Annotated in this window: 26 protein-coding genes; 20 read left to right on the forward strand and 6 right to left on the reverse strand. The window is 71.8% G+C overall.

Annotation, left to right across the window (positions count from 1 at the left end; all coding sequences use genetic code 11):
- Positions 1-80 precede the first annotated feature (80 nt).
- From xth to ABC766_RS20665, 7 genes are all read left to right on the forward strand, one after another.
- Positions 81-890 (forward strand): exodeoxyribonuclease III, encoded by an 810-nt coding sequence (gene xth / locus ABC766_RS20635; RefSeq protein ID WP_345819378.1) that lies wholly within the window; start codon positions 81-83, stop codon positions 888-890.
- A 276-nt stretch (positions 891-1166) separates the two neighbouring features.
- A complete protein-coding gene (locus ABC766_RS20640) occupies positions 1167-2045 on the forward strand; it encodes an SDR family oxidoreductase (protein WP_345819379.1) in 879 nt (292 codons plus the stop codon).
- 278 nt (positions 2046-2323) lie between these two features.
- Entirely contained in the window at positions 2324-3106 is a 783-nt protein-coding gene (locus ABC766_RS20645) for an SDR family oxidoreductase (RefSeq protein ID WP_345819380.1), read from the forward strand.
- 109 nt (positions 3107-3215) lie between these two features.
- Complete coding sequence (locus ABC766_RS20650) at positions 3216-3485, forward strand: hypothetical protein (RefSeq protein ID WP_345819381.1); 270 nt, start codon at positions 3216-3218, stop codon at positions 3483-3485.
- An 89-nt stretch (positions 3486-3574) separates the two neighbouring features.
- On the forward strand, positions 3575-3889 hold the full coding sequence (locus ABC766_RS20655; protein ID WP_043354509.1) for a hypothetical protein: 315 nt from the start codon (positions 3575-3577) through the stop codon (positions 3887-3889).
- Positions 3890-4028: 139 nt separating this feature from the next.
- A complete protein-coding gene (locus ABC766_RS20660) occupies positions 4029-4328 on the forward strand; it encodes a GCG_CRPN prefix-to-repeats domain-containing protein (protein WP_043385077.1) in 300 nt (99 codons plus the stop codon).
- 163 nt (positions 4329-4491) lie between these two features.
- The gene (locus ABC766_RS20665; RefSeq protein WP_345819382.1) at positions 4492-4968 is read left to right on the forward strand and encodes a hypothetical protein; all 477 of its coding nucleotides are present in this window, start codon (positions 4492-4494) and stop codon (positions 4966-4968) included.
- A gap of 304 nt (positions 4969-5272) precedes the next feature.
- On the opposite strand, the gene ssb is transcribed toward ABC766_RS20665, so the two are convergent.
- The gene (ssb, locus tag ABC766_RS20670) at positions 5273-5851 is read right to left on the reverse strand and encodes a single-stranded DNA-binding protein (RefSeq protein ID WP_345819383.1); all 579 of its coding nucleotides are present in this window, start codon (positions 5849-5851) and stop codon (positions 5273-5275) included.
- A 168-nt stretch (positions 5852-6019) separates the two neighbouring features.
- Positions 6020-7039: an NADP-dependent oxidoreductase gene (locus ABC766_RS20675; RefSeq protein ID WP_345819384.1), complete on the reverse strand. Its 1020-nt coding sequence runs from the start codon at positions 7037-7039 to the stop codon at positions 6020-6022.
- A 124-nt stretch (positions 7040-7163) separates the two neighbouring features.
- On the opposite strand from ABC766_RS20675, the gene ABC766_RS20680 reads away from it, so the two are divergent.
- Both ABC766_RS20680 and ABC766_RS20685 read left to right on the forward strand, forming a co-directional pair.
- On the forward strand, positions 7164-7562 hold the full coding sequence (locus ABC766_RS20680; protein WP_345819385.1) for a DUF4174 domain-containing protein: 399 nt from the start codon (positions 7164-7166) through the stop codon (positions 7560-7562).
- Positions 7563-7699: 137 nt separating this feature from the next.
- Positions 7700-7876 (forward strand): hypothetical protein, encoded by a 177-nt coding sequence (locus tag ABC766_RS20685; protein ID WP_164706367.1) that lies wholly within the window; start codon positions 7700-7702, stop codon positions 7874-7876.
- Positions 7877-7888: 12 nt separating this feature from the next.
- On the opposite strand, the gene ABC766_RS20690 is transcribed toward ABC766_RS20685, so the two are convergent.
- The 3 genes from ABC766_RS20690 to ABC766_RS20700 form a co-directional block, all read right to left on the reverse strand.
- Positions 7889-8266 (reverse strand): hypothetical protein, encoded by a 378-nt coding sequence (locus tag ABC766_RS20690; RefSeq protein WP_345819386.1) that lies wholly within the window; start codon positions 8264-8266, stop codon positions 7889-7891.
- Between the two features lie 110 nt (positions 8267-8376).
- Complete coding sequence (locus tag ABC766_RS20695) at positions 8377-8772, reverse strand: hypothetical protein (protein WP_345819387.1); 396 nt, start codon at positions 8770-8772, stop codon at positions 8377-8379.
- Positions 8773-8840: 68 nt separating this feature from the next.
- Entirely contained in the window at positions 8841-9770 is a 930-nt protein-coding gene (locus ABC766_RS20700; protein WP_051044952.1) for a sulfite oxidase heme-binding subunit YedZ, read from the reverse strand.
- Between the two features lie 209 nt (positions 9771-9979).
- Between ABC766_RS20700 and ABC766_RS20705 the strand changes: the two genes are divergently transcribed.
- The 10 genes from ABC766_RS20705 to ABC766_RS20750 all read left to right on the forward strand — a co-directional run bounded on the left by ABC766_RS20705 (position 9980) and on the right by ABC766_RS20750 (position 24011).
- On the forward strand, positions 9980-10990 hold the full coding sequence (locus ABC766_RS20705; protein WP_043354665.1) for an aldo/keto reductase: 1011 nt from the start codon (positions 9980-9982) through the stop codon (positions 10988-10990).
- 367 nt (positions 10991-11357) lie between these two features.
- Positions 11358-12122: a ribosome maturation factor RimP gene (rimP, locus tag ABC766_RS20710; RefSeq protein ID WP_043385087.1), complete on the forward strand. Its 765-nt coding sequence runs from the start codon at positions 11358-11360 to the stop codon at positions 12120-12122.
- A gap of 64 nt (positions 12123-12186) precedes the next feature.
- Positions 12187-13830: a transcription termination factor NusA gene (nusA, locus tag ABC766_RS20715; RefSeq protein ID WP_043354656.1), complete on the forward strand. Its 1644-nt coding sequence runs from the start codon at positions 12187-12189 to the stop codon at positions 13828-13830.
- A gap of 25 nt (positions 13831-13855) precedes the next feature.
- Positions 13856-14578 carry an RNA-binding protein gene (locus tag ABC766_RS20720; protein ID WP_043354654.1) on the forward strand — a complete coding sequence of 241 codons (723 nt, stop codon included), beginning with the start codon at positions 13856-13858 and terminating at the stop codon, positions 14576-14578.
- A 76-nt stretch (positions 14579-14654) separates the two neighbouring features.
- Positions 14655-17585, forward strand: a complete 2931-nt coding sequence (gene infB, locus ABC766_RS20725; protein ID WP_043385089.1) for a translation initiation factor IF-2 — start codon at positions 14655-14657, stop codon at positions 17583-17585.
- A gap of 103 nt (positions 17586-17688) precedes the next feature.
- The gene (rbfA, locus tag ABC766_RS20730; RefSeq protein WP_043354641.1) at positions 17689-18117 is read left to right on the forward strand and encodes a 30S ribosome-binding factor RbfA; all 429 of its coding nucleotides are present in this window, start codon (positions 17689-17691) and stop codon (positions 18115-18117) included.
- A 67-nt stretch (positions 18118-18184) separates the two neighbouring features.
- Positions 18185-19201, forward strand: a complete 1017-nt coding sequence (truB, locus tag ABC766_RS20735; RefSeq protein ID WP_051044951.1) for a tRNA pseudouridine(55) synthase TruB — start codon at positions 18185-18187, stop codon at positions 19199-19201.
- A gap of 134 nt (positions 19202-19335) precedes the next feature.
- Positions 19336-20721, forward strand: a complete 1386-nt coding sequence (locus ABC766_RS20740; protein WP_345819388.1) for a dihydrolipoyl dehydrogenase — start codon at positions 19336-19338, stop codon at positions 20719-20721.
- A gap of 84 nt (positions 20722-20805) precedes the next feature.
- The gene (locus ABC766_RS20745; protein WP_345819389.1) at positions 20806-23421 is read left to right on the forward strand and encodes a histidine kinase dimerization/phosphoacceptor domain -containing protein; all 2616 of its coding nucleotides are present in this window, start codon (positions 20806-20808) and stop codon (positions 23419-23421) included.
- Positions 23418-24011, forward strand: a complete 594-nt coding sequence (locus ABC766_RS20750; RefSeq protein ID WP_043385097.1) for a biliverdin-producing heme oxygenase — start codon at positions 23418-23420, stop codon at positions 24009-24011. Before ABC766_RS20745 ends, ABC766_RS20750 begins: the two co-directional genes overlap by 4 nt.
- A gap of 5 nt (positions 24012-24016) precedes the next feature.
- Here ABC766_RS20750 and ABC766_RS20755 read toward each other — a convergent pair whose 3' ends face one another.
- A complete protein-coding gene (locus ABC766_RS20755; protein WP_345819390.1) occupies positions 24017-24910 on the reverse strand; it encodes a LysR family transcriptional regulator in 894 nt (297 codons plus the stop codon).
- A 100-nt stretch (positions 24911-25010) separates the two neighbouring features.
- Here ABC766_RS20755 and ABC766_RS20760 point away from each other — a divergent pair, with 100 nt between their 5' ends.
- Entirely contained in the window at positions 25011-25457 is a 447-nt protein-coding gene (locus ABC766_RS20760) for a DMT family transporter (protein WP_345819391.1), read from the forward strand.
- Positions 25458-25459 lie beyond the last annotated feature (2 nt).

The raw sequence follows: 25459 nt of genomic DNA on the forward strand, positions 1-25459 counted from the left end.
GCCGCCGGCGTCGAGCGGACTGTCGCGGCCCGCGAAATCGGCTATCGGAGCGCACCTCCGACCGAACCCCGGCGCCGCCCGTGCAGCTCACCGTCACCACCTGGAACATCAACTCGGTGCGCCTGCGCATCGACCTCGTGCTGCGCTTCCTGGCCGAGCACAAGCCGGACGTGCTCTGCCTCCAGGAGACCAAGTGCCCGGACGACGCCTTCCCGCTGAAGGCCCTGCGCGGCTCGGGCTACGAGCACGTGATGTTCGCCGGCCAGAAGGGCTACAACGGCGTCGCGATCCTCTCCCGCTTCCCCCTGCACACCCGCGCCGTGATGGGGTTCTGCGAGCGCCAGGACGCCCGCCACATCTCGGCGGTGCTGGGGCCGGAAGCGGGGGCCGCCGCCGGCATCGTGCTGCACGATTTCTACGTCCCGGCCGGCGGCGACGTGCCGGACCGCGACCTCAACCCGAAATTCGCCCACAAGCTCGACTTCCTGTCCGAACTGCGCGCCTGGGGCGGCAAGCGCGTCTCCGGGCCGGCGATCCTCGTGGGCGACCTCAACGTCGCGCCCCTGGAGCACGACGTCTGGTCGCACAAGCAGCTCCTCGACGTGGTCAGCCACACGCCCGTGGAGACCGAGGCGCTGGAGGTCCTGCGCGGGGAGGCGGGCTGGATCGACGCGGCGCGCCACCTCACCCCGGAGCCCGAGAAGATCTACACGTGGTGGAGCTACCGCTCCCCCGACTGGTCGGCGGCCAACAAGGGGCGGCGCCTGGACCACGCCTGGGTGTCCCCGGACCTCGCCGGGACGGTCCGCAAGGTGGAGGTGCTGCGCGAGGCCCGCGCCTGGGAGCGTCCCTCCGACCACGCGCCGGTCACCCTGACCCTCCAACTCTGATCCGGCGCCCGCACGGAACCGGGGTGCGGTCCGAGCATTGCCCGCTCACGAACCCGTGACGTGAGCGAGCCCCGATGCGCAAGATCCTGATCGCCTTCCTCCTTCCCAAGGTCGTCTCCTTCCTGCGCCGCCGCTACGGCGGCCCGCATTCCGGGCGCACCCGCGCCTTCTGAGACGGTTCGGTACCCTCGCCCGGCCTGTGACGGCCGGGCGCAGGCGGCGGCCCTGGAGGCAGCCCTAGATCCCGTGGATCGCCCACGACCCGGAGCCTCCCCGATGACCGACGATCCGCGCGAGGCCGGGCCGCAGCCGCCCTTTCCCGGCGACCAGCAGCAGCCCCGGCCGGGCCTGACCTCCAAGATGACGCCGCGGCCCGACCACGGCGAGGACAGCTATGTCGGCAAGGGGCTCCTCACGGGCCACGCGGCGCTGATCACCGGCGGCGATTCCGGCATCGGTCGGGCGGTGGCCATCGCGTATGCCCGCGAAGGCGCCGACGTGGCGATCTCCTATCTCGACGTCGAGCAGGAGGATGCCGAGGACACGAAGGCCTGGATCGAGAAGGCCGGCCGGCGCTGCCTGCTCCTTCCCGGCGACATCCGCGACGAGGACCATTGTCGCGACCTCGTGGCGCGGACCGTGGCGGCGTTCGGGCGCCTCGACGTCCTCGTGAACAACGCCGCCGCCCAGGTGGTGAACGACAGCCTCGACGACGTGAAGGCTCCCGACATCGAGGGCTCGTTCCGCGCCAACGTCTTCGCCATGTACCACCTCGCCCAGGCCGCGGTGCCGCACATGAAGCCCGGGGGGGCGATCGTGAACAGCACGAGCGTGCAGGCCAAGGTCGCCGATCCCAGCATGCTGATCTACGCCGCCACCAAGGGCGCGATCGCGAGCCTGACCATCGGCTTGTCGAACCTGCTGGCGCCAAAGGGGATCCGGGTGAACTGCGTCGCCCCGGGGCCGGTCTGGACGCCGATCCAGCCGATCGTGAAGAGTCCGGAGCAGATCGAGCAGCTCGGCGCGCAGACCCCGCTCGGCCGCGCCGGCCAGCCCGCGGAACTCGCTCCGGCCTACGTGCTGCTCGCCTCCCGCGAGGGCAGCTACATGTCCGGGGCGCTGGTGCCGGTCACCGGCGGCATCCCGATGCTCTGAGCGCCGGGTCCGCGCGGAGGCTCAAGCCCGTCCGCGCATCCCGAGAGGGGGGAGCCGCCTCGTTCGTGTCGGCGCGCCCTTGCGGTGGCCGCGGACCGGTCGGCGGCCGACAGGCGCGACGGCGCCCGCGCGATGCATGGGACATCGACGGCGGATCGGTTTTCAACGGCGGGAGGGACCTGTAGGTGTCCCGGGCTTGGCCTGCGGCGGTCGCACCGCTGCGGACCTGAACGCCGCGTCGCGCCATCCGGGTGCGGCCGCCCCCGACGGAGACGACGATGAGCGATGCCCAGACCCGGACCGCACTGGTGACGGGGGCTGCCCGCGGCATCGGTCTCGCCACAGCGACCCGCTTCCTCGCGGACGGCTGGAACGTCGCCCTGCTCGATATCGACGGCCCGGGCGTGGCCGCGGCGACGGAGCGGCTCGGCCGTCCGGAGGCCGCGCTGGCGGTGACGGCCGACGTCTCCGAGCCCGAGGCGGTCGCGGCGGCGATCCGGCAGGTCGGCGACCGGTTCGGGCGGCTCGACGCCCTGGTCAACAATGCCGGCATCGCGATCTTCAAGCCGCTGATGGAGACCACCTTTGCGGACTGGTCGCGGGTGCTGGCGGTCAACCTGTCCGGTCCGTTCCTGTGCACGCAGGCCGCCGTGCCGCTCCTGTCCGAGCGCGGCGGGGCGATCGTGAACGTCACCTCGATCTCGGGCCTGCGCGCCTCGACCCTGCGGACGGCCTACGGCACCAGCAAGGCGGCGCTGGCGCAGCTCACCCAGCAGCAGGCCGTCGAGTTGGCGCGCTGGGGCATCCGCGTGAACGCCGTCGCCCCCGGCCCGGTGGATACCGCGATGGCCAAGGCGGTCCACAGCCCCGAGATCCGGGCGGATTATCACGACACCGTCCCGCTCGGCCGCTACGGGCTGGAGACGGAACTCGCGGAGGCGATCGTCTTCCTCTGCTCGGAGCGCGCCTCCTACATCACCGGCCAGCAGCTCGCCGTCGACGGCGGTTTCGAGGCGACGGGCATCGGCCTGAAGACCCTGCGCGGCGAGCGGAACGCCTGAGCCCGCCGCAGGGCCGGATCTCCCGGTTTCGGACAGGGTTCGTTAACCCTGCCGCCGTAGCCCCGAAGCTTGGTCAACAGGCGCGGGTGCCATGCCGAGACTCGGCTCCATGATCCTCGATAGTCTAGCGTTCCTCCTGGCCGCGATCGCCCTCACGGCGGTCGTCGTCGGCTACGAGCGCAATCTGCCGGATCCGGGCGCGTCACGCGCCGAAGGCCCGCCTGCCTGGATCGATCCGGTCACGACGGGGGCGATCACACCGGCGGCGCCGGGCGCGGCGTCTCGCTGGGCGGACGCGCAGCTCCTGATCCCGGCCGCGGACACGGATCGGCCGCACCACGCCGACGGCGGCGCCTGGGTGAACCCGCCGCGCCGCTGAGACATCCGCCTCGGGCCGGCGACCATCACAACTGATCGTTAACTATGGTTGCCGAACCTTCCACCGCACAGCGAAGCGGAGAGGCATCCATGACGCGCGACGGAAACCGCCCCCATCCCAGCGCCCTGGCGCGCTACCCGGTTCCGATCGAGCTGATCTCGGCGCTGTTCCGCGCCGACGACGCGGAGCGCGACCGGCTGCTCGCCCCGATGCCGGCCTATGGGCGAGCCCGGATCGCGGCCTATTGCGCCGACAACGCGCGGCTCGCGGCGCTCGGCCTGAAGGTGGCGCGGTCCTGCGACGAGGCCACGCTCGTCAAGGCGGCGGGCCAGGCCGTCGGCGCCGACCTCTACGCGCGTTCACGGGCCGCCGCGCCGACCCCGGTCCGGCTTCAGGCCGCCTGACCGATCCGTCGCGCGTGGACCCGTCCGGCCGATCCCGTCGGGTTGATGAATGGCCGGACCTGTCCCGGTTCACGGCGACCGGTGCATCCTCCTGCCATCGGTCCGGTGCGTCCGGCCCGCTGGTTCAGGAGATCGTGTCATGATGCGCTCCAAGATGCTCGGCCTGGTCGCGGTGGTCACGGCGGGGCTCGCCACCGCCACGGCGGCGAACGCGGCACCGTTCGGCTACGGCCCCCCCGATGCCGGGGTCGTGATCGAGCGCGTGGCCGGCGGCTGCGGTCCCGGCTTCCACCCCAATCCCTGGGGCCATTGCCGGCCCAACGAGCGCGGCTGGGGCTGGGGCGGTCCCCGCGGGCCCTACGGGCGGCCGGGCTACGGCGGCTACGAGCGCGGCTATGGCGGCTATGACGGCCCGCGCCGGTTCCACGGCGGCTGGTAGCCCGCGCGGCCGGCTCGGGACCATACCCCGGATCCGGATCGGACCGGATCCGGACTTGGTTGCCGACTTGTCCCGCCGGAACGGACACCCGCATATTCACGACGGGATAGAGCCGTATTAGTCTCTTCCGGGACGACACATAGTGTCCCGGAGATTTTTCGATATGCGCCGCTATGTATTTGCATCCCTGATGATTGTCGGCGTGGCGGCCGGTGCCTCGCCGGCCGCTGCCCTGTCGACCAAGGAGTGTTCGGCAAAGTATCAGGCCGCCAAGCAGGCGGGGACGCTCAACGGGCAGAAGTGGAACGACTTCCGCAAGGCCGAGTGCGGCGCGGCGGCCGATACAGCCCCGACGACCGCCCCCAACCCGGTGTCGCCAACCGCGACGACCGCCGCGCCCGCGGCCCCGCCGGCGGCCGGTTCGCGCGCCGGAACGACACCGGCCGCCACCGCCGGATCGGCCGCCTTCCCCCGCGCCATCGATCCGAAATACGCCAAGGAATCGGCCGGCAAGGCCCGCATGCACACCTGTCTCGACAGCTACAACGCGGCCAAGGCCGCCGGAACGTTGGGCGGCATGAAGTGGATCGAGAAGGGCGGCGGCTACTATTCGGCCTGCAACAAGCAGCTCAAGGGCTGAGCCGCTTCGCGGCCGCGGCCCGAGCGGATCCCGATCCCGCTCGGACCCGGCGCCCGACAAGACAGGCCCCGACGGTCGAAGCGATGCGACCGGCCCCCTCATTCTGGCGGGGAGGAGGGCCGGGTTGGGATTGGTGGAGAGGGCACCGGATCGCGCGATCCGGCGTCGCCCCCACCTTCGGTTCCTCACCGCGAGGGGAGGCGAGCATGCAGCGGCCCGAGATGGGGAAGCATCCGAGCCCGCAGAGACGCCGCCGGCGCCCCGACCGGCGCCGGCGGCGCTGTCCCGACCGGACCGACGGTGCCTAGAACGGGATGTCGTCGTCGAGGTCGTAGCCGCCGCGGCTTCCGCCGCCGCCGCCGCCGTTGCCGCCACCGCCCGACGAGGCCGGAGCCGGACGCCGCTCGCCGCCCTGGGCGCGGCCGCCCCCGAAATCGCCGCCGCGGTCACCGCCCCGGCCGCCCCCGAAATCCCCGCCGCGGCTGATCTGGCCGCCGCCCTCTTCCTCGCCGGCGAAGTCGCCGCCGCCGCCGCGCCCGTCGAGGATCGTCATCTCGCCGCGGAAGCGCTGGAGCACCACCTCGGTCGTGTACTTCTCGACGCCGGAATTGTCGGTCCACTTCCGGGTCTGAAGCTGGCCCTCGATATAGACCTTCGAGCCCTTGCGCAGGTACTGCTCGGCCACCCGGGCGAGGTTGTCGTTGTAGATGACGACCGAGTGCCACTCGGTCTTCTCCTTGCGCTCGCCGGTCGCCTTGTCCTTCCACGACTCCGACGTCGCGAGCCGCAGGTTGCAGACCGGGTCGCCCGACCCGAGGCGGCGCATCTCGGGATCGCGCCCGAGATTGCCCACCAGAATCACCTTGTTGACGCTGCCCGCCATCGCTCTCTCCTAGTCGTACGGATCTCACTGGGCACGTGCCCGGCGGCGCGCGAACCATGCGCCCGGGCCTCCGGAGCGGCAACCTGCGGGGCGGGCTTGTGCCCGCTTTCCGCAGCGCCGCCGGATCTGTTTGTTCTATATCCGTTCCAGATCGGCGGCAAGAAGCCGTCAGGACACGCTGACGACGAGCTTGCCGAAATTCCGGCCCTTCAACAGGCCCATGAACGCCTCCGGGGCATTCTCCAGGCCTTCGACCACGTCCTCGCGATAGCGGACGCGTCCGTCCTGGATCCAGCCGGCGACCTCCTTGCGGAACGTCTCGGCCTGCTCGGCGAAGTCCCAGACGATGAAACCCTGGATGTGCAGCCGGTTGGTCAGGACCGCACGCATCAGGCCGGGCAGGCGGTCCGGGCCGGGGGGCACCTCGGTGGCATTGTAGGCCGAGACGAGCCCGCAGACCGGGATCCGCGCGAAGGGGTTGAGCAAGGGCATCACGGCGGCGAAGACCGCGCCGCCGACATTCTCGAAGTAGACGTCGATGCCTTTCGGGCAGGCGGCGGCCAGCGCGCCGGGCAGGTCGGGTCCGCGATGGTCGACGGCGGCGTCGAAGCCGAGTTCCTCCGTGAGGTAGCGGCACTTCTCGGGGCCGCCCGCGATCCCGACGGCGCGGGCGCCGTGGATCTTGGCGATCTGCCCGACCAGGGAGCCCACCGGGCCGGCGGCGGCGGCCACCACGACGGTCTCGCCGAATTTCGGCCGGCCGATGTTGAGGAGGCCGGTATAGGCGGTCATGCCCGGCATCCCGAGCACGCCCAGCGCCGTCGAGGGCGGGGCGGCGGCGGGATCGACCTTGCGCGAGCCCTTGCCGTCGGTGACGAAATAGTCCTGCCAGCCCGCGAAGGCGGTCAGCATCTCGCCCACGGCATAGTCCGGGTGGTTCGAGGCGACCACCTCGCCCACCGTCTCGGCGGTGATCGGCGCGCCGATCTCGACGGGCGCCGCGTAGGATTTCGCGTCGCTCATCCGGCCGCGCATATAGGGATCCAGGGACAGCCAGCGGGTGCGCAGGAGGACCTGGCCGGGTCCGGGCTGCGGCACCGGCACCTCCTCCAGGCGGAAGTTCTCGGGCCGCGGCTCACCGTGCGGGCGCGAGGCCAGGACGATGCGTCGGTTCATGGCGGTGGTCATGGCGAACTCCCGGTTATTGCCTGTCGCCTCCGATCTGGGGCGCCGGACCGTGGAGGCAAAGGCGCGGCTGTGATCTCCCGGACGGCTCGCGCGTTGTCCCGTCTCGGGAACGCGGAGCGGCGGCATGCGCGGAACGGCACTGGGATTCGGGCTGGTGGCGATGGCGACGGGGGCCGCCCTGGCCGGTCCCCTCGACGCCTATCGGGATCGCGCGCGGGTGCTGGTCCTGTCGGCGCCCGAGGCCGGGGACGCGGATCTCCGGGCGCAGCGGGCGGCCCTGGGTTCGGCCCGCACCGGTCTCGCCGACCGCGACCTCGTGGTGCTGGAAGCGGTCGGGTCCGGGCCGCAGGCGCAGGCCCTGCGCACCCGGCTCGGCCTGCCCGCGGACAGCTTCCGCGCCGTTCTGATCGGCAAGGACGGCGGCGCCAAGCTCACCGCCGAGGAGCCGATCGCCCCGCAGGCGCTGTTCGCCACGATCGACGCGATGCCGATGCGCCGCGCCGAGATGCGCGAGCGCCGCTAGGGCCGGATCCCCTGTGAACCGACGGGGTGCGGACACCAACGGTTAAGCCTACCGGCCTATCACCGAAACGTGTCGACGGCCGCGTATCGGCCGTCCGTTGAGGCCCGCCAGGACGCTCGGACGAGACGCTCGAATCGATGACCCGACAACAAGTCGCCACCGCCATCCGCCGCCTCGTCGACCTGCAGGTCGAGGATATCGAGCGCGCGGTCCGCGACGGCCATAAGACCATCGCGCTGAACGAGCTGGCGGATCTGAACCGCCAGCTCAAGGCCTTCGCGGCCGCCCTCAAGAAGGCGCCGGCCCGCATCTGAGCCGGCGCGACGCTACCAGCGCGGTCCGCCCCAGCGACGGGGCGGAATGTCCTCCGGCGGCGGAGGCGGCGGGGGCGGCCCGCGGTCGACGACCGGCTCGTCGCAGACCCGCACCCGGCGCAAAACCGGCGCGCCATCCGGATCGAACCGACGTCGCACGAATTCCCGGCACGCTTCGGGGGGCGCCCCCGTGAAGCGGGGGCCGCGGAACGCGGCGTCGGGACGTGGCGGCGGCGGCGGCGGTCGGCGCTCCGGCTCCTCCTCCTGAGCGGGATCGCCATAGCCATGAGGAGGCGCGTAGGGACCGTCGAAATCGGCGGCCAGCGCCGGGCCCGTGGCGAGGAGCAGGGCGCAGAAAGCTGTGCGGACGAGGGAACGACGAGCGGGCACGGGGGCCTCGGCGTGATCGGGCGCGCGGGGATCGCGGCCATCATCGCCGGAGCTAGCGCCAATGCGCCTGAACCCTCCCCGTGTGGTGCTGTCGGTTGCCGTTCAGCCGGCTATTTCTGCATCGCGTTGACTTCGCACTGGGCGTAGTCCGCGCTCGCCTTCACGTAGGCGTTGAGCTTCTGCAGGTAGGCCTCGGCGATCGGCCGGAACGCCTGCGCCTGCAGGTTATAGGCCTTGATCGCGTCGTTGTAGCTGTAGCCCTCCCAGCCCGGGCAGCCCTCCTTGGCGTCGAGGCAGGCGGGCTTCTGCGGCAGCGCCGGCTTGGTCGGGCGGGCCGAGGCCGGCGGCGGCTCGGGCGCCGTGCAGGCTGTGACGGCCGGTGCCGCGGCCGCCGGGGGCGGCGCGGCGGGAGCCGCCTTGGCGGCCGGCTTCGCGGGTGCGGGCGGTGTCGCGAGGGCGACCGTTGGCGCGAGCAAGCCCGCGATCAGGAGAAGCGTGCCGCGCATGGCGTCTTGAAAGCTCCGCTGGGCCCGGGGCCGCCGGCGGCGGAGGACCGGGAGCGGGTTCTGCGGCATCAGGCCCGCGGCGACAAGGGCTCCCGGACCGGATCCCGGCGGGGCGTGGCGGCCGGCCGCCTCGTCGGCGCCGGGCCGGCGGCGCGCGCCTTCGGACCGCGCACCAGCGCCAGGAGCGGCAGCGACAGGCCGACCGCCAGCACCCACCAGGCCGGCCGGATCGGCCCGGAGAAGTCCAGGTTGGCGGCGAGCACGAGGCTGGCCGGGACGCCGCTGGCGAGCCCGTACCAGGCGGCTTCGAGACCCGCGGTGGCGAGGCCGGCGAGGATCGCGAGCAGCAGGAGCGACCAGGGCCGCTCCGGCCATTTGAACCGCCGCATCACCCGCCAGCCCATCAGCAGCAGGAACAGGCCGGCCGAGAAGACCGGATCGGTGACGTCGATCTTGGACTGCAGGAAGTAATGGACCAGGGCCAGGACGGCGATCGTGTAGACGAGGCGGTGCAGCCGGTTCCAGTTCGGGCCGAGGTTCCGGATCGCCGCATCCGTGGAGGTCAGGCCGAGGGCGATCAGGCCGATCAGCGCCACGAAGCCGATCGTCAGGTAAAGCCGCAGGGCGATCTCCGAGACGACCTTGGTGAGGATCAGGTTCTGGTCGACGGCGTAGAGGGTGAGATGGGCCACCGCGTAGGCCATCACGGTGATGCCGAGCATCCGCCGCACCGCGATGACCTTCGCCCAGTCGGCGATGCGGCGGAGCGGCGAGATCGCCAGGGAAAACAGCAGGAAGCGCACCGCCCATTCGCCGGTGGCGTGGATCAGCGCGGTGATCGGCTTCGCGCCCAGCGCGTCGAGCCGGTAGGCGGCCGCGAGGTACAGGGCCGGGGCGATGCAGGCCAGGAAGACCGCGAGCTTCAGCCAGGAGAGGCGCCCGGCCCGGTCGAGCCATGGGCGGGGGATGGCGGGGAGAACGGCCGAGCGGTCGATCATGGGTCTCGGACAGGCTCTTTTTCGGTGAGGGACGGCGGCGACCCGCCAGCGACATGCGCCACGGCGAGAACGGCCGCCCCCGGGCTCCGGTGCCGGCACGGGTCGGTTCGCCGCGGCCGGGCGCAGGTTACACGGGCCTGTCGCCCGGCACGGTTGACCTCGGCCGCGCCGCGGCGAGATAGCGGGGCGACGGACACCGGATGGATCCCATGCAGTACCGCAAACTCGGCCGCTCCGGCCTCAAGGTCTCGCCGATCTGCCTCGGCACGATGATGTTCGGCGGCCCCACCGACGAGGCCACCGCCGGCCGCATCGTCGGCAGCGCCCGGGAGGCGGGGATCAACTTCATCGACACGGCCAACGTCTACACGGAGGGCCGCTCGGAGGAGATCACCGGCCGGGCGATCAAGGGCGACCGCGCCGCCTGGATCCTGGCCACCAAGGTCGCCAACCCGACGGGCGAGGGCGTCAACGACCGCGGCCTGTCGCGGGTCCACGTGATGAAGGCCGCCGAGGACAGCCTGCGCCGCCTCGGCACCGATGTCATCGACATCTACTACCTGCACAAGGAAGACCACGATACGCCGCTCGCCGAGACGGTCCGGGCGATGGCCGACCTCGTGCGGGCGGGCAAGATCCGCCATTTCGGCGTCTCGAACCACCGCTCCTGGCGGGTCGCCGAGATCTGCCGGCTCTGCGACGAGCTGGGGATCGACCGGCCGGTGGTGAGCCAGCCCTACTACAACGCCTTCAACCGCATGCCCGAGACCGAGCACCTGCCGGCCTGCGCCCATTACGGGCTCGGCGTCGTGCCGTACTCGCCGCTCGCCCGCGGCGTGCTCACCGGCAAGTACGACCCGGATGCCCCGCCGCCGGCCGAATCCCGCGCCGGCCGCCAGGACACCCGGATGATGCAGACCGAGTGGCGCCCGGAATCCCTGCGCATCGCCCGGACCCTGAAGGCGCACGCCGAAGCGCGGGGCATCACGGCCGGCCAGTTCGCCACCGCCTGGGTGCTGAACAACCGCCTCGTCACCGGCGTCATCGCCGGGCCGCGCACCGAGGCGCAATGGCAGGAATATCTCGGCGCCCTCGACTACGCCTTCACCCCGGAGGACGAGGCGCTGGTGGACGGGTTCGTGGCGGCGGGGCACCCGACGACGCCGGGCTACAACGATCCCGCCTATCCGCTGGAGGGACGCGTGCCGCGGGGCGGCTGAAAGGCAGCCGATCCCCAACCCCCTCATCTTGAGGTGCGTGCGCCTCGAAGGAGCCCTCCGGACAGCGCGCGATCCCTGGAGACCGCCTTCAAGGCCTCCTTGGAGGCCGCCGCGACGCTCCGGCACCTCAGGATGAGGCCGAGATCGGGACGAACAGGGCTGCGTCGTGCGCCTGATCCGTCTTGCGCTCCCGGCCGAGGGTCGCTATCTAGCTCTCAACAGTTCTGATGGCAGTCGAGAGGCTGCGGTTCGGGAGTGGGCCCCACCGGGTCCGCTCTTTTTTTTCGCCGCAGAGCCTCTCGCCGCACAAGGCCGCACGCCGCGGGCGGGCCACGCAGAACGCCGCGAAGGTTGCGCGCTCAAACCCATGTCGTCCGAGATCGAAGCGGATCTGTCCGAAAAGCGCCTCGTCCGCGAGGCTGGCGTCGCCGCGCGCGTCGCGCAGGCGATCGAGGGGCCGCTCCAGGGCCTCGGCTTCCGGCTGGTCCGGGTGAAGATGTCCAACATCAACGGCTGCACCGTGCAGATCATGGCGGAGCGGCCGGACGGCTCCTTCACCATCGATGATTGCGAGGCGGTGAGCCGCGCGATCTCGCCGATCCTCGACGTCGACGATCCGGTGGGCGGCGCCTACAACCTGGAAGTGTCCTCGCCGGGGATCGACCGGCCGCTGGTGCGGATCTCGGACTTCGCCCGCTGGGTCGGCTACGAGGCCAAGGTCGAGCTGAGCCCGCCGCTCGACGGGCGCAAGCGCTTCCGCGGCATCCTCGGCGCGCCGGATCTGGACAGGCAGACGGTCCCGATCGACCTGCCCGACGTGAAGGAAGGGCTGCCGAGCCGCATCGACCTGCCGCTCAAGGACCTCGCCGAGGCCCATCTCGTCCTCACCGACGACTTGATCCGCGAATCGCTCCGCCGCGGCGGACCGCCCCCCGCGGACGAGGCCGAGGAGACGGACGACGCGGAGCCCGCCGAGGAGCGCGCGGCGCCGCCGGCGCGCAGCCCCTTCCAGCCGAAGGGGCCCCGGAAGGCCAGCCCCGCGGCCAAGCTCCAGAAGCCGGCGCGGACCGGTCCGAAGAAGCCGGTCGTGACCAAGGCGTCCCGGCTGAAGGACCGCGATTCGCTGCATTGAGACCCCAATGTCGGCCGCCCGGCGGCCGGCTCGAAGATTTGACGGAAGAGAAGGACCGACACCGATGGCCGTCGTCAGCGCCAACAGGCTCGAACTCCTCCAGATCGCCGATGCGGTCGCCCGCGAGAAGGTGATCGACCGCTCCATCGTCATCGACGCGATGGAGGAGGCGATCGCCAAGGCCGCGCGCTCCCGCTACGGCGCCGAGACCGACGTTCACGCCGAGATCGACCCGAAGACCGGGGCTTTGCGCCTCTCGCGCCACCTCCTGGTCGTCGATCAGGTGGAGAACGACGCCCGCGAGATCACCCTGGACCAGGCCCGCCGCTACAACCCGGGCGCGCTGGTCGGCGACGTCATCTCCGACACCCTGCCGCCCTTCGATTTCGGCCGCGTGGCCGCCCAGTCGGCCAAGCAGGTCATCGTCCAGAAGGTGCGCGACGCCGAGCGCGCCCGCCAGTTCGACGAGTACAAGGACCGCATCGGCGAGATCCTCAACGGCATCGTGAAGCGGGTCGAGTACGGCAACGTCATCGTGGATCTGGGCCGCGGCGAGGGCATCGTGCGCCGGGACGAGATGATCCCGCGCGAGACCTTCCGGCCGGGCGACCGCATCCGCTCCTACCTGTTCGACGTGCGCTCGGAAGTGCGCGGGCCGCAGATCTTCCTGTCGCGCTCGCACCCGCAGTTCATGGCCAAGCTGTTCGGCCAGGAAGTGCCCGAGATCTACGACGGCATCGTCGAGGTGAAGGCGGTGGCCCGCGACCCGGGCTCCCGCGCCAAGATCGCGGTGATCTCCCGTGACGGCAGCATCGACCCGGTGGGCGCCTGCGTCGGCATGCGCGGCTCGCGCGTGCAGGCCGTGGTCGGCGAGCTGCAGGGCGAGAAGATCGACATCATCCCGTGGTCCGAGGACGAGGCGACCTTCATCGTCAACGCCCTCCAGCCCGCCGAGGTGGTGAAGGTGGTGCTCGACGAGGAGGCCGACCGCATCGAGGTGGTGGTGCCGGACGACCAGCTGTCTCTGGCCATCGGCCGCCGCGGCCAGAACGTGCGCCTCGCCTCCCAGCTCACCGGCTGGGACATCGACATCCTCACCGAGGCCGAGGAGTCGGAGCGCCGCCAGAAGGAGTTCGCCGAGCGGACCCAGGTGTTCATGGAGGCGCTGGACGTCGACGAGACCGTCGGCCAGCTGCTCGCGGCGGAAGGCTTCCGCAACGTCGAGGAGATCGCCTACGTCGACATCCAGGAGCTCTCCGGCATCCAGGGTCTCGACGAGGAGACCGGCACCGAGATCCAGGCCCGCGCCCAGGACCACCTCGCCCGGATCGAGCAGGCTCACGACGCCCGCCGCACCGAGCTCGGCGTCGCCGACGAGCTCCGCGAGATCGAGGGCATCACCACGCCCATGATGGTCGCCCTCGGCGAGAACGACGTGAAGAGCGTCGAGGATCTGGCGGGCTGCGCCACCGACGACCTCGTCGGCTACACGGAAGGCCGCGGCCCCGAAGCGGTGCGTCATGCGGGCTACCTCGACGGCTTCGACCTGTCCCGCGCCGAGGCGGAAGCTCTGATCATGGCCGCCCGCCTCAAGGCCGGCTGGATCGAGGCGCTGCCGGAGCCGGAAGGCGAAGACGGTGCCGAGGAAGGGGCAGAGGAAGGGGCCGAGGCGGCCGAGGGCGAAGAAGCCGCCCGGGCCGAGGGCTGAGCCGAAGGCCGGCGGCGGAAACGCGATGGTCGCGGACGACACGACCCTGCCCGAGGACGGGCTGGCTGCCGGGGGGCTCGATGCCGGCCCCGGCCGCCGCGCGCCCGAGCGGACCTGCCTCGTCACGCGCGTCGCCCAGGCGCCGGAGGCGATGATCCGGTTCGTGCGCGGGCCGGACGGCAGCGTCGTCCCCGACCTGCGCGCCAAGCTCCCGGGGCGCGGCGCCTGGATCAGCGCCCGGCGCGAGGCGGTCGCCACCGCCGTGCGCAAGAATCTTTTCTCGCGGGCCTTCAAGGGGCCGACCCCGGCCGCGCCCGATCTGCCGGACCGGATCGCCGCGGGGCTCCGGGAGGATCTGCGGCAGGCCATCGCGCTCGCCAACAAGGCGGGCTGCATCGTCGCGGGCTTCTCGAAGGTCGAGGCGGCGATCGGCGGCCAGCCCGGTGCCATCGCGGTGATCCACGCCGCCGAGGCGAGCCCGGATGGCCGGCGGAAGATCGCGTCGGCCTTGCACAGGCGCCATGGCGAGGCCATGTCAAGGATCCCGATCATCGATGACCTGTTCGAAGACGAATTGGACATGGCTTTAGGTCGGGGTCATGTGATACACGCTGCGCTCGTCGCAGGAGCCGGAGCCGCCGGCTGCCTGTCGCGTTGGCGTCGGCTACGCTCCTTCGAGGGCGCCGCCGCGGCGACCGGGGAGCCCGATCCAGCCCGAATCGGCGGGATCGATGAAGCCTCACGTTGACGACGCAGGACGGATTTGGCCGGCGCCACCGGGCGTCGGTTCACGGGACGATGGAAACCCTCAGGGTTCAGGCTGAATGAGCGATACGAATAACCCGGGCGACAAGACTCTGAATCGGACTTCCCCGAAGCCGCTTTCCCTTAAGCGGCCGATCGAGGCGGGCACCGTGCGTCAGAGCTTCTCCCATGGCCGCTCCAAGCAGGTCGTGGTCGAGACGGTGAAGCGCCGCGTGATCGGCGCGGCTCCGGCCGCTCCTGCCCGTGAGCCTGCACCCGCACCGCGTCCGGCACCGGCCGCGCCCGCGGCCGCGGCCCCCCGTCCGGCCCAGCGGCCGGCCTCGGGTGTGGTGCTGCGCACGCTGAGCGAACAGGAGAGCGCCGCCCGCGCGGCAGCCCTCGCCGACGCGCAGCGCCGTGAGGCCGAGGCCCGCCGCAAGGCCGAGGCCGAGGCCGAGGCGCGCCGCCGCGAAGCCGAGGAGCAGGCCCGCCGCGAACGCGAGGCCGCCGAGGCCCGCCGCCGCGAGGAGGAGGAGCGCAAGGCCGCGGCTGCGGCAGCCGCCGCTGCTGCGGCTGAGGCCGCCAAGGCTGCTGAAAAGGCAGCCGAAGCCCAGGCGGCCGCTCCCGCACCCGCTCCCGCCCCCACCGCCGCTGCGCCTGCCGCTGCTGCACCTGCCCGTCCGGCCGAAGCGCCTGCCGCGCCGCCGGCCGCTGCACGTCCGGCCGCGGCTGCGCCCGCGCGCCCGGCCGCTGCGCCGGCCCGTCCGGCCGCCGCGCGTCCGGCTGCGCCCGCCGCGGCTCCGGCCGCGCCGCGCCCCCCGCTGACGCCCCGACCCTCCACGGGCGAGCCGCGCAAGACGATCACGGCCGATTCGCGCAAGCCGCGCGATCTCAACTTCATGGCCAAGCCCGCTCCGGCGCCCGAGCCCGAGAAGAGCGCGACGCCGGCGACCGCCGCACGTCCCGCCGGTGCCGGCGCCGCGGCGCGGCCGGCCGGTCGCGGTGCCCAGACCAACGACGACGAGTCCGAGACCAAGCGGGTCATCCGCCGTCCCGGCATGCCGCTCAAGATCATCACGCCGCCCAAGACGCCGAAGTCGCCGGGCGGTGACCGCAACCGCGGTCGTCTGACCATCGCCAACGCCACCTCGGGCGAGGACGAGCGGACACGCTCGGTCGCCTCGTTCCGCCGCCGCCAGCAGCGCATGAGCGGCCGCGGTCAGGTGGAGCAGAAGGAGAAGCTGTCCCGCGAGGTGACGATCCCCGAGACGATCACGATCCAGGAACTCGCCAACCGCATGTCGGAGCGGGCCGTCGACGTGATCCGCATGCTGATGAAGCAGGGCCAGATCCACAAGATCACCGACGTGATCGATTCGGACACCGCCCAGCTCATCGCCGAGGAGCTCGGTCACACGGTCCGTCGCGTCGCCGAATCCGATGTCGAGGAGGGCCTGTCGTCCGACGAGCCGGATCTGGAGGAGGATCTCGATCCCCGTCCGCCGGTGGTCACCATCATGGGCCACGTCGACCACGGCAAGACGTCGCTGCTCGACGCGATCCGCAAGGCGAACGTGGTCGAGGGCGAGGCCGGCGGCATCACCCAGCACATCGGCGCCTATCAGGTCGCGTCGCCGTCCGGCGACATGATCACCTTCATCGACACCCCGGGCCACGCGGCGTTCACGTCGATGCGCGCCCGCGGCGCCAAGGTCACCGACATCGTCGTGGTCGTGGTCGCGGCCGATGACGGCGTCATGCCCCAGACCATCGAGGCCATCCAGCACGCCAAGGCGGCCGGTGTCCCGCTGATCATCGCGGTCAACAAGATCGACAAGCCGGATGCCAAGCCGGAGCGGGTCCGCACCGAGCTGCTGCAGCACGACATCCAGGTCGAGTCGATGGGCGGTGAGACCCTCGAGTTCGAGGTCTCGGCCAAGACCGGCGAAGGACTGCCGGAGCTTCTGGAGGGTATCCAGATCCAGGCCGAGATCATGAACCTGCGCGCCAACGAGAAGCGCGACGGCGAGGGTACGGTCATCGAGGCGCAGCTCGATCGCGGTCGCGGCCCCGTGGCCACGGTCCTGGTCCAGCGCGGTACCCTGTTCACCGGCGACATCGTCGTGGCGGGCGCCGAGTGGGGCCGCGTGCGCGCCCTGATCGACGACCTCGGCGAGAACGTCCAGTACGCCGGGCCTTCGGTCCCCGTGGAGGTGCTGGGCTTCAACGGCACGCCGGACGCCGGCGACCGCGTGACCGTGGTGCCGAGCGAGGCCCGCGCCCGCGAGGTCACCGAGTACCGCGCCCGCCAGAAGCGCGAGCGTCAGAACGCCCGGACCGGCGGCGCCAACCGGTCGCTCGTCGATATGATGCGCGACCTCAAGGAAGGCGCCGGCCGGAAGGAACTGCCGGTCGTCATCAAGGGCGACGTGCAGGGCTCGGTCGAGGCGATCTCGGGCGCGCTGGAGAAGCTCGGCAACGACGAGGTCGCGGCCCGCATTCTTCTGGCGGGTGTCGGCGGCATCACCGAGTCGGACATCACCCTGGCGCAGGCCTCCAAGGCGGTGGTTATCGGCTTCAACGTGCGCGCCCTCAAGGAGGCCCGCGAGGCCGCCGAGCGGGCCGGCATCGAGATCCGGTACTACAACATCATCTACGACCTCGTGGACGACATCAAAGCCACGCTGTCGGGGATGCTGCCGCCGACGCTCCGCGAGGAGCGCCTGGGCGAGGCCGTCATCCAGGAGGTCTTCGAGGTCTCGAAGGTCGGCAAGGTCGCGGGTTGCCGCGTCCAGGACGGCATCGTCGAGCGCGGCGCCCATGTCCGCCTGATCCGCGACAGCGTCGTGATCCACGAGGGCAAGCTGAAGACCCTCAAGCGCTTCAAGGACGATGCGAAGGAAGTCACCTCCGGCCAGGAGTGCGGCATGGCCTTCGAGAACTTCGAGAACATGCGCGCCGGCGACGTGATCGAGTGCTACCGGGTCGAGGAGATCCGCCGCACCCTCTGACACGCCGGACTCATCCGGACAGGGCGGCCGCGGCACCTGCCGCGGCCGTCTTTTCGTTTTCAGGACGTGAGCCGTCCGCTCCGGCGGAAAGGCCCGAGACAGAATGGCCCAGAAACCGACTTCCACCGGCCCCTCGCAGCGCCAGCAGCGCGTGGCCGAACTCGTGCGCCACGCGCTCGCCGAGGTGCTCCAGCGCGGCGACATCCAGGATCCGGTGCTCGGCACGCATGTCGTGACCGTCCCGGAGGTGCGGATGTCGCCCGACCTGAAGCTCGCCACCGCCTACGTGATGCCGCTCGGCGGTCTCGACGAGGCGCCGGTGATCGCCGCCCTGGAGCGCCACCGGAAGGTGCTGCGCCAGGAGGTGGCGCGGCGGGTGAACCTGAAATTCGCCCCGGAACTGCGGTTCCGACGGGACGAGACCTTCGACGAGGCGGCCCGCATCGACAAGCTGCTGCGGGACGAGCGGGTCCAGCGCGACCTTGAGACCGGGCACGAGGACGACGAACCGGAGACCGGGACGGGGCATTGAGTCCCGATACCCAACAGAAAGGGACGGGGCATCGACCCCGGGGGACAACGCGGACATGACGGTTTCCATGGAAGATCTTCCGCCGGCCGAGCACCAGGCTCCCGTGCCGGGCGCTGAGCGTCGTGGCCCGGAGGGCCGCCGTCCGCAGCGCGGGCCGCGTCCCGACCGCCCGAAGCGCCGGGACGTCTCGGGCTGGGTGATCCTCGACAAGCATGTCGGCATGACCTCGACCCATGCGGTCGCGGTGGTGAAGCGCGCCTTCAACGCCAAGAAGGCGGGCCATGCCGGCACCCTCGATCCGCTGGCCTCCGGCATCCTGCCGATCGCCCTCGGCGAGGCGACCAAGACCGTCCCGTTCGTGATGGACGGCCGGAAGGCCTATCGGTTCACCGTGCAGTGGGGCATCGAGACCGATACCGACGATGCCGAGGGGCGTCCCGTGGCCACCAGCGAGACGCGCCCGGACCGTGCGGCGGTCGAGGCCGCGCTCCCGGCCTTCGTGGGCGCCATCGAGCAGGTGCCGCCGCGCTACTCGGCGATCAAGATCCAGGGCGAGCGCGCCTACGACCTCGCCCGCGAGGGCGAGGTGGTGGAACTCGTGGCCCGGCCGGTGCAGATCGACCGGCTCGCGGTGGTCGAGCATGACGGCGAGCGCACCGTGATCGAGGCGGAGTGCGGCAAGGGCACCTACGTGCGGGCGCTGGCCCGCGACCTCGGCCGGATGCTCGGCTGCTACGGCCATGTGGCGGCCCTGCGCCGGACCCGTGTCGGTCCCTTCTCCGAGGCCGAGGCCTGCCCGGTCTCGGCCCTGACCGACGGCAGCCCGGAGGCGGCGCTCGCCTATCTGCGTCCGGTGGAGACGGCCCTCGATGCCATCCCGGAAGTCGCGGTCTCCCGTGATCTGGGCCTGCGCCTGATGCGGGGCCAGCCGGTGATCCTGCGGGGCCGGGACGCCCCCGTCGAGGGCAAGGCCTTCGCAACCTGTGCTGGCATCCTGGTCGCCGTCGGCGATGTGGAGCGCGGCGAACTGATCCCCCACCGGGTGTTCCACCTCGGCGGCACGGCTCCTGGCCGCAGCGCCTGAAACGCCGGCTCCGCACCGCCCGGTCCGGCGCGTGCGGAGCCCCGCCCGGTCCGTGCCGCCCTGAGACGTGATCGCGCAGGCGGAACGAACCTCGGCCGTACCGCTTTGGCTCCGGCGAACGGTCTGGGATGCTCATGCGCGAACTCGACTACGACGTGGCGGTGATCGGTGCCGGCACAGCCGGCATCGCCGCCCATCGCGCCGCTTCGGCCGCGGGGGCGCGGTCGGTGCTGATCGAGCGCGGGCCCGGCGGGACGACCTGCGCGCGCGTCGGCTGCATGCCGTCGAAGCTCCTGATCGCCGCGGGCGCTGCCGCCCACGCGGCCCGCACCACCGGGCTGTTCGGCATCCGGGTCTCCGGCGTCACGGTGGACGGGCCTGCGGTGCTGCGGCGTCTCCGGTCGGAGCGCGACCGGTTCGTCGCCAGCGTCGTCGACGGTCTCGCGGATCTCCCCGAGGACGAACGCCTCGGCGGCACCGCCCGATTCGAGAGCGACCGCACGCTGGTGATCGGAGACGCCATGCGGATCTGCTTCCGGGCGGCGGTCATCGCCACCGGGTCGAGCCCGATCGTGCCGGAAGCCCTGCAGGGTCTCGGCGCGCGCGTCCTGACCACCGATACCCTCTTCGAAATCCCCGATCTCCCGGATTCGCTGGCCATCCTCGGGGCCGGGCCCGTGGGGATCGAGATCGCCCAGGCGATGGCGCGGCTCGGTGTCGCCGTCACGGTGATCGATGCGGGTGACACCGTCGCCGGCCTGAGCGAGCCGGGACTCGCCCGGCAGGCCGCCGCGATCTTCGGCGCGGACCTGGATCTTCACCTCGGTGCCGCGGTTCGGACGGCAGCGCCGGACGGCGACGGCGTATCCCTGCACTGGATCGACCGTGACGGGCGCGAACAGGTAACCCGGGCGTCGCGGGTGCTGGCCGCCACCGGCCGGGCTCCCAACTTGGATGCCTTGCGGCTTGAGGCGGCGGGCCTCCGCCTCGACGAAGACGGAGTGCCGGAATTCGACCGGCGCAGCCTCGTCTGCGCGGGCGCGCCGATCCTGATCGCGGGCGATGCCGACGGCTGGCGCCCTGTCCTGCACGAGGCCAGCCGCCAGGGCCGGATCGCAGGGGGCAACGCTGCCGCCCTGGCCGCGGGCCGCCCGGTCGCGGCCCCCGCCCCCTGGACCCGCCTCGCCATGGTTTTTACCCATCCTCAGGCGGCGGTGATCGGCGCCCCCTACGATCCGGAGAATGCGGGACGGGTCGTCGGCACGATGGACTTCTCGGATCAGGGCCGCGCCCGCGTCGAGGGGACGAATCGCGGCGGCATCCGGCTCTGGGCCGACCGGTCGGGGCACCTCCTCGGCGGCGAGATGCTCGGACCGTCCGTAGAGCACCTCGCGCACCTGCTCACCTACGCAGTCGCGCACAAGCAGACCGCCCAGACCCTGCACGATCAGCCAGTGTACCACCCTACGGTTGAGGAAGGGCTCTTCCATGCGATGTCTAAGACCATACAGAGCACTTAGGGCTTTCGTCGAGCTGACATCACAAGCATTGCGCTATGCCCATCCCGTCGCCATACCCAGTTGAATGAGCCGGTTTCGCTCCTGATGCCGCCCAGCCAGGCCCCCAATACCGACGTCGATCTCGACGCCATCGCGCCGGACGCGCTCGACCGCCTGGACCAGGGCGTGATCGGGCTCGATTCGGCTGGCACCGTCGTGGCCTTCAGCGAGGGCGCGAGCGCCATCTCGGGGCTGTCGCGCGAGGCCGTGCTGGGGCGGGACTATTTCCGCGACGTGATGCCGGGCACCAACGTGCCGAATTTCCGGGGCCGGTTTCTGGCAGGGGCCCGCCGCGGGACGCTGGACGAGACCTTCGACTACGTCTTCGGCCGGTTGCCGCAGCCTTTGCGGGCCCGGATCCATATGCGCCATGGCCAGATCGCCGGGGGCAGCCCGGTGACATGGCTGACCATCGATCCGGTGGAGAGCCTCGGGGCCGACCATTCGCGCGAGGCCGTCATGGCGGCGATCGGTCGTCGGGTGCGCGCCGAGCCGGTGGATGCCAGCCTGTGCGAGCGTGAGCCCATCCACATCCCGGGCTCGATCCAGCCCAATGCCGTGATGCTCGCCGCCGACGCCGGGACGCTCCTGGTGGTCGCCTATTCGGCCAATGTCGGCGAGATCGTCGATCCGATCGAGCCGCCTCTGGCGGGGCGCCCCCTCGCGGACGTACTGCCGGCGGATTTCGTGGCGGCGATCCGCGCCCGTCTGGCGCGCGGGACCCTCCATGACGGCGCGTCCCTGCGCCGGACCCTGGCATTCCCGGGCCGCGGGACCGCCTATCACGCCGTCGCCCATGCCCATGCCGGCCGCCTCATCGTGGAGATGGAGCTGGAGCCCGATTCGGCCGACGATTTCGCCACCGCCAGTCAGGCCGATACCGAACGCGCCGTCGGCCGCCTGCGCGAGGCCGGGACCCTGGCGGATGTCGCCCGGATCGCAGCCCTCGAGATCCGGGCGCTCACCGGCTTCGAGGCGGTCTTGGTCTATCGCTTCGACACGGACTGGAACGGCGAGGCCGTGGCCGAGGACAAGGTGCCCGACTGGTCGCGCAGCCTGCTGGGCCTGCGCTTCCCCGCCTCCGACATCCCCGCCCAGGCCCGGGCCCTCTACACCAAGGCCAAGAGCCGCTTCGTCATCGATCGGGACAGCGTGCCCGTCGGGCTGGTCTCGGCGCCCGGCGCCGGCAACGGCCCGATCGACCTGACCTTCGCCCAGCACCGCACGCTGTCGCCGATCCACCTGGAGTACCAGCGCAATCTCGGCGTGAACGGCTCCATGTCGATCTCGATCATGGTCGAGGGGCGGCTCTGGGGCCTGATGATCGGGCATCATCGCCGCCCGCACTACGTCACGCCGGAGACCCGTGCGGCCGCCACGGTGCTGACCGACGCCTTCGCCATGCGGGTGCAGGAGATCGAATCGCGCCGGCTCTGGGCCGAGCGGCAGGCTCATCTCGACGTCGAGGGGCGTCTCGTGCGCGGCCTGACCCGATCCGACGATTTCGTGGCAGCCCTGACCGGCGGCACGACGACGCTGCTCGACCTGTTCGGCGCCACCGGCGCCGGCATCGTTTCAGGCGACCGGGTCACGGGGATCGGGCGGACGCCGCCGGTCGACACAGTGGCGGCGATCGCGGGCTGGCTGCGGGCGGGCGTGCCGGCGGGCGAGGTCGCCTACAGCAGCGACAGCTTCACCGCGGATTATCCGGAGGCGGGCCCGCATCGGGAGATCGCCAGCGGCCTGCTCGCCGTCTTCGTCGATGCCTCGCGCGAGAATCTGCTGCTGTGGTTCCGGCCGGAGGTGCCCAGCACGGTGACCTGGGGTGGCGACCCGCGCAAGCCCGTCCTCGCCGTCAGCGGTCCGGTGGCGGTGCTGCCCCGCCGCTCCTTCGAGCGCTGGGTCGAGGAGCGCACCGGCTTCGCCGCGCCCTGGGCGGAATGGCAGGTCCACCTCGCCGGCTCCCTGGCGGAGGCCGTCGAGGGCGTGGTGCTGCGCCAACGCCGCAAGATCGACGAGCTCACCGGCCTGCTCGCCGAGAAGGAGCGCCTCCTCGAGCAGAAGGATCTGCTCACCCGGGAGATCGACCACCGGGTGAAGAACTCCCTGCAGATCGTCTCGGCCTTCCTGCAGATGCAGCGGCGCCAGATCGCCGACGGCGAGGCGCGGCAGGCCTTCGCCGACACCTCCGCGCGGGTGATGAGCGTCGCGCGGGTGCATGACAGCCTGTACCAGGCCGACCGGTTCGACGAGGTTGATCTCGGCCAGACCATCGAGAGCCTGTGCAACGATCTCGCGGGGCTGGCAGGCGACGGGCATGCCGTCGATCTCTCGGCGGAGCCGGGCCTGATGGTGCCCTACCGCAAGGCGGTGGCGCTCTCGCTGATCGCCACGGAACTCGTCACCAACGCCTTCAAGTATGCGGCCAACCCGACAGGCGGCGGCCGTGTCGAGGTCAGCGTCTCGGCATCGGGCCCCGGCGAGGTCCAGTTGCGGGTCTGCGACGACGGATCGGGCCTGCCCGACGACTGGGCGGACGCCAAGGCGCGGAGCAAGGGCTCGGGACTGGGCATGAAGCTGATCCGGGCGATGCTCGATCAGATCAACGCCAAGCTCACCGTCGCCAACAATCCCGGCGCCTGCTTCACGATCACCGCGTGAGAACCCGCGACGGCCTGCATGCGCGGCTGCGTGCCGCGACCGATCCGGCTCACCGGGCGCTGGAGGCGTCCCTGGACTGGCAGGCGCGGGTCGCGACCCTGAGCGGCTATCGCAACCTGCTGGGGCGTCTCTACGGGTTCCACGCGGTCTGGGAATCCGCCATCGGGTCCGGGCTCGCCGACGAGGTTTTCCTGGCGCCGCGCCGCCGTCTCACGCGCCTCGCCGCCGATCTCGACCATCTCGGCCTGACGCCCTCCGCGGTCGCGGCGCTCCCGCGACCGACCTCCCTGGTCTTCGACGGACCGGCCGCCGCCATGGGCGCGCTCTACGTGCTGGAAGGCTCGACATTGGGCGGCCAGCTGATCGGCCGCCACATCGCCGGCCTGCACGGCTTCTCCGGCGACGGCCTCGCCTATTACCGGGCGCACGGGCCCGCCGCGGGGGCGATGTGGGCGGCCTTCCGGACGCGCCTGGAGATCTTCGGCGAGGACCCGGCCGCGGAGGCCGCGCTCACCGGCGCGGCCGTGTCGACCTTCTCGGCGATGGGCGCGTGGCTCGGTCCCGGTCCGGAGACTCCGGTCGCCGCCTGAGCCGATCAGCGTGCGCCGAGGGCGTCACGCTCCGCCGCCAGATGGACTATCAGCCGCTCGGCGAGGCGCCCCGGCGGCCGTCCCGCCGGCCGCACCAGCACGGTCTCGATGGGGATTTCGGGCCGGAACGGCCGCAGCACGATGGGCCATCCGCCGAGAGCCCGGGCCGGGACCGGGTCGACGATGGCGACTCCGAGACCCTCGGCGACGAGGCCGCAGCGCGCCGCGGTGTACTCGGCCATCAGGGCGAAATGCGGGGTCACGCCGGCCTGCGCGAAGGCCGCCTCGGTCGCCGCCTGCACGGGACTCGATCCGGCCGCGATCAACGGCACATCGGCGAGATCCGCCGCCGTGATGGCCCGTCGGCGGGCCAGGGCGTGCCCGCGGGGCAGCACGCACACGGCCGCAACCCGCAGGAACGTCTCGGCGATCACGCCCGCATGGCCGGACCGCGGCCGGGCCAGTCCGAGATCGCATTGGCCCGAGGCGGCCCAGGACCAGATCGTGTCCGGGCTCGGGACGTGGACGGAAATGCGGAGACCGGGGCATTCGGCGTCGAGCCGCCGGATCGCGCGGGGCAGCAGCCCGGCGGCCAGGGAAGGCTGACAGGCAACGCGGAGACCGCCGGTGCCGCGCTCGCGGATGCGGCACGCGGCTTGTCGCAGGTGATCCAGCCCGGCGAACGTCTGCGCAACCTCGTGGGCGAAGGCCTCGCCTTCCGGGGTCGGGAGCGCGCTGCCGTGGCCGCGCACGAACAGCGTGAAGCCGAGTGTCGCCTCGAGCTGTGCGATGGCACGACTGATGTGGGGTTGACCGATCCCCAGGACCTCGGCGGCACGCGTCATGCCGCCGTGACGCATCACGGCGCGGAAGAGATCGAGATGCGCGGGGTTGATCATACCGAACGTGCATGGAATCGGGTCTTGGCGGCATTTGACGGCATCGACCGTGCCGGTTGTCAATGAGGCCCGGCACCCTGACCCGAGAGGCCCGTTCTCGATGCTCGCCTTCGCACTCTCCGTCCTGCTCGCCGTCCTGGCGGGCGCCGGCCTCGTCCTGCAGCAGATCCTGAACGCCAACCTGCGCGCGGGACTCGACTCGGCGTCCTGGGCTGGCGTCTCCAGTTACGCCGTCGGTCTCGCCTGCATGGCTCTGCTCGCCGTAGCCCTGCGCGATCCCGCCCCGGCCGTAAGCGTGGCCGGGCGGATCCCGTGGTGGACTTGGAGCGGTGGCCTGTTCGGCGCGCTGTTCATCGGGCTCGCCATCCTGCTCGTCCCGAAGCTCGGCGCCGCGACCTTCTTCGCCCTTCTGGTCACGGGCCAGATGCTCGCCTCGGTGCTGTTCGATCAGGTCGGCCTGCTCGGCCTGGCGCAACGGCCCGTCGATCTGCCCCGCCTCTTCGGGGTCGCGCTGCTGATCGGCGGCGTCGTGCTGATCCGCCGGTAGAG

The organism is Methylobacterium fujisawaense (assembly GCF_039619325.1).
Lineage (GTDB): Bacteria > Pseudomonadota > Alphaproteobacteria > Rhizobiales > Beijerinckiaceae > Methylobacterium > Methylobacterium fujisawaense.